Origin of the sequence: uncultured Flavobacterium sp. (assembly GCF_963925185.1) — a bacterium.
Classification (GTDB): Bacteria; Bacteroidota; Bacteroidia; order Flavobacteriales; family Flavobacteriaceae; genus Flavobacterium.
This window is the reverse complement of sequence record NZ_CAWURC010000044.1, coordinates 1-2594: the sequence shown is the minus strand read 5'-3', so window position 1 is coordinate 2594 and position 2594 is coordinate 1. Positions and strand designations below refer to the sequence as shown.

At 34.7% G+C, this 2594-nt stretch carries 2 protein-coding genes; one reads left to right on the top strand and one right to left on the bottom strand.

The genetic code is table 11. The annotated features are described in order from the left end of the window. Positions 1-702: 702 nt before the first annotated feature. Complete coding sequence (locus AABM59_RS09715; RefSeq protein WP_338408771.1) at positions 703-1380, bottom strand: DUF4294 domain-containing protein; 678 nt, start codon at positions 1378-1380, stop codon at positions 703-705. Between the two features lie 84 nt (positions 1381-1464). Here AABM59_RS09715 and AABM59_RS09710 point away from each other — a divergent pair, with 84 nt between their 5' ends. Then, positions 1465-2553 carry a M42 family metallopeptidase gene (locus tag AABM59_RS09710; protein ID WP_338408770.1) on the top strand — a complete coding sequence of 363 codons (1089 nt, stop codon included), beginning with the start codon at positions 1465-1467 and terminating at the stop codon, positions 2551-2553. The last annotated feature ends 41 nt before the right edge of the window (positions 2554-2594 follow it).

Here is a 2594-nt window from a genome sequence, read left to right as displayed (position 1 = left end):
TCATCCTGAGCCAGGATCAAACTCTTCATCGTATATTATTTGCTTAAATTAATTAAGCTACTTATTATTCGACTCCAATTCTAGTGGTTTTTTAAATCTTCCGATTCTGTTACTCTCTTTTATTTGTGTTTTAAGATCGCTCTTCAAACGGCTGTCAATTCAATATGTCTAGGAACGTATTCTTATTCTTTATTACGCTTGTATCGCAAAGCGGGTGCAAAAGTAATCACTTCTTTTTTATCTGGCAAGAAAAAAATATTTTATTTTTTAGGATAAAATAAATAATCCCATTTCTGGTTTTTTTGGAAGGCGAAGGTACTAATCCTTTACACTTCTATCAACCATTATTTGATTTTTTTTTCAATTCTTTATAAGAACGTGCAGTTCATTGCGGGTGCAAAAGTAGTGCGTTTATTCAGTTATACAATACTTTTTTGAAGTTTTTTTGAAGTTTCTTTTAACGTGTTGGAAGTGTGGGTTTTGAAAGCTCATCAAACACTCCTAGAAGGATAGCTAACTCCGTTCATGGTTTTAATCTGCTGTTGCGTTAGGGATAGCAGCGAAAAGCCCACAGCAAAGTGACGTGAAACATAACTTTGTGAGGACTTGTAGTGAATAGCCCGACCGTTTAAAAAGCAAAATGGGCTATATCCGAAAGCTTATAGCCGATTTTGCTTTTTAAAGGGAAACGCCCAAAAAAAGTTATTGATTTGTTTTTTCGGCTTTTGCTATCCATGAGTTGTTGAGATTATTATAATCTATGGGGGCTGCTGTGGATTGATTTAAAAGTCGTCCGGAATCGAATGCTCTTACTAATATGGTTTCTATGAGATAGTCTTCGTTCGATTCGTAGGGTGAGTATTGTGTTTTCATATTGATGTCGAACATCCGGGCTGTGGTGTTTGACCAAAAGGCTTTCCAACCGCTTTTGAGATTTTTAACTAGGTCGTAAGTTGTGGTGCCGGTTTGTCGATGGATTAACTTTACTAAAATTTGTCCTTGTTTGCGGGATAGTTTTTTGAGTTTGGCTTCAAATTCATTAGAAAGGTAATCTTCGACTAATTTAAAATATTTCTTTTTTTCTTTGTTTGTTTTGAGACTTGCTATGCCCTTGTTTAATGAAGTCAACCGTTCTGATGCCATTTTTGCATAAGGATAAGTAACATAAACTCGGTTTCGAAGGATTTGAAATTGTTTTTGAGCTTCGGGATCAAGTTTGTGTTTATAAATTACTATTTCTTTTAATTGAATCGTATCATTAAGTATTGTGTCATTTTCTATCAATACATAACCCATTGTTACGGTATCTTTTTGAATGACTTGCCCATTGACCGTTATTGAAATGAAAAGAAAAAACAATAAAAATTTGATAATCTTCATTTTGGGAAAATTTTATGGCACAAAATTATACATAAAATGCATAACTGTGATGCCAAATTTATAATTTAGCAAAAAATTAATTTTATGAGTTCAAAATCGATATTAAACAAGTCGTCCCTTACGTTTTTAGAAAACTATCTTAACAATGCGTCGCCAACAGGTTATGAAAGTGGCGGGCAAAAACTTTGGATGGAATACATAAAACCTTATGTGGATACATTTATTACGGATACTTATGGTACTGTCGTGGGAGTCATTAATCCCGACGCTCCTTATAAGGTAGTTATTGAAGGTCACGCTGATGAGATTTCCTGGTATGTAAATTACATTACCGATGACGGATTAATTTACGTAATAAGAAATGGTGGTTCCGATCACCAAATTGCCCCTTCGAAACGGGTAAATATCCATACCAAAAAAGGAATTGTTAAAGGTGTTTTTGGTTGGCCAGCAATTCACACCAGAAATCGCGGTAAAGAAGAGCCTGCAAAAGTCGATAATTTATTTATTGATATTGGTTGTGAAAAGAAAGAAGAAGTGGATGCTCTAGGTGTACATGTAGGTTGTGTGATTACGTATCCTGATGAATTTATGGTTTTAAATGAAAACAAATTTGTTTGTCGTGCCATCGATAATCGAATGGGTGGTTTTATGATTGCCGAAGTAGCACGTTTGCTTCACGAAAATAAAGTAAAATTGCCTTTTGGATTGTATGTTACTAATTCAGTTCAGGAGGAAGTTGGTCTTCGTGGTGCCGAAATGATTACCAAAACCATTAAACCAAACGCTGCCATTATAACTGATGTTTGTCACGATTCTACTACTCCAATGATTGAAAAGAAGATTGAGGGAGAAATTAAAATTGGGAACGGTCCGGTTATTACTTATGCACCAGCGGTTCAGAATAATTTGAGGGAACTTATTTTAAATACTGCCACCGATAATAAAATTCCATTCCAGCGATTGGCCTCTTCCAGAGTTACCGGAACAGACACCGATGCTTTTGCTTACAGCAATGGAGGTGTGGCTTCAGCATTGATTTCTTTGCCTTTAAGATATATGCACACCACGGTCGAAATGGTACATCGCGATGATGTTGAAAACGTAATTAAATTGATTTATGAAACTTTATTGAAGATGGAAAACAACGAGACGTTTTCTTATTTTAAATAAATTGAAACTATTTAAACATAAAAAAAGCATCATTATTTAAC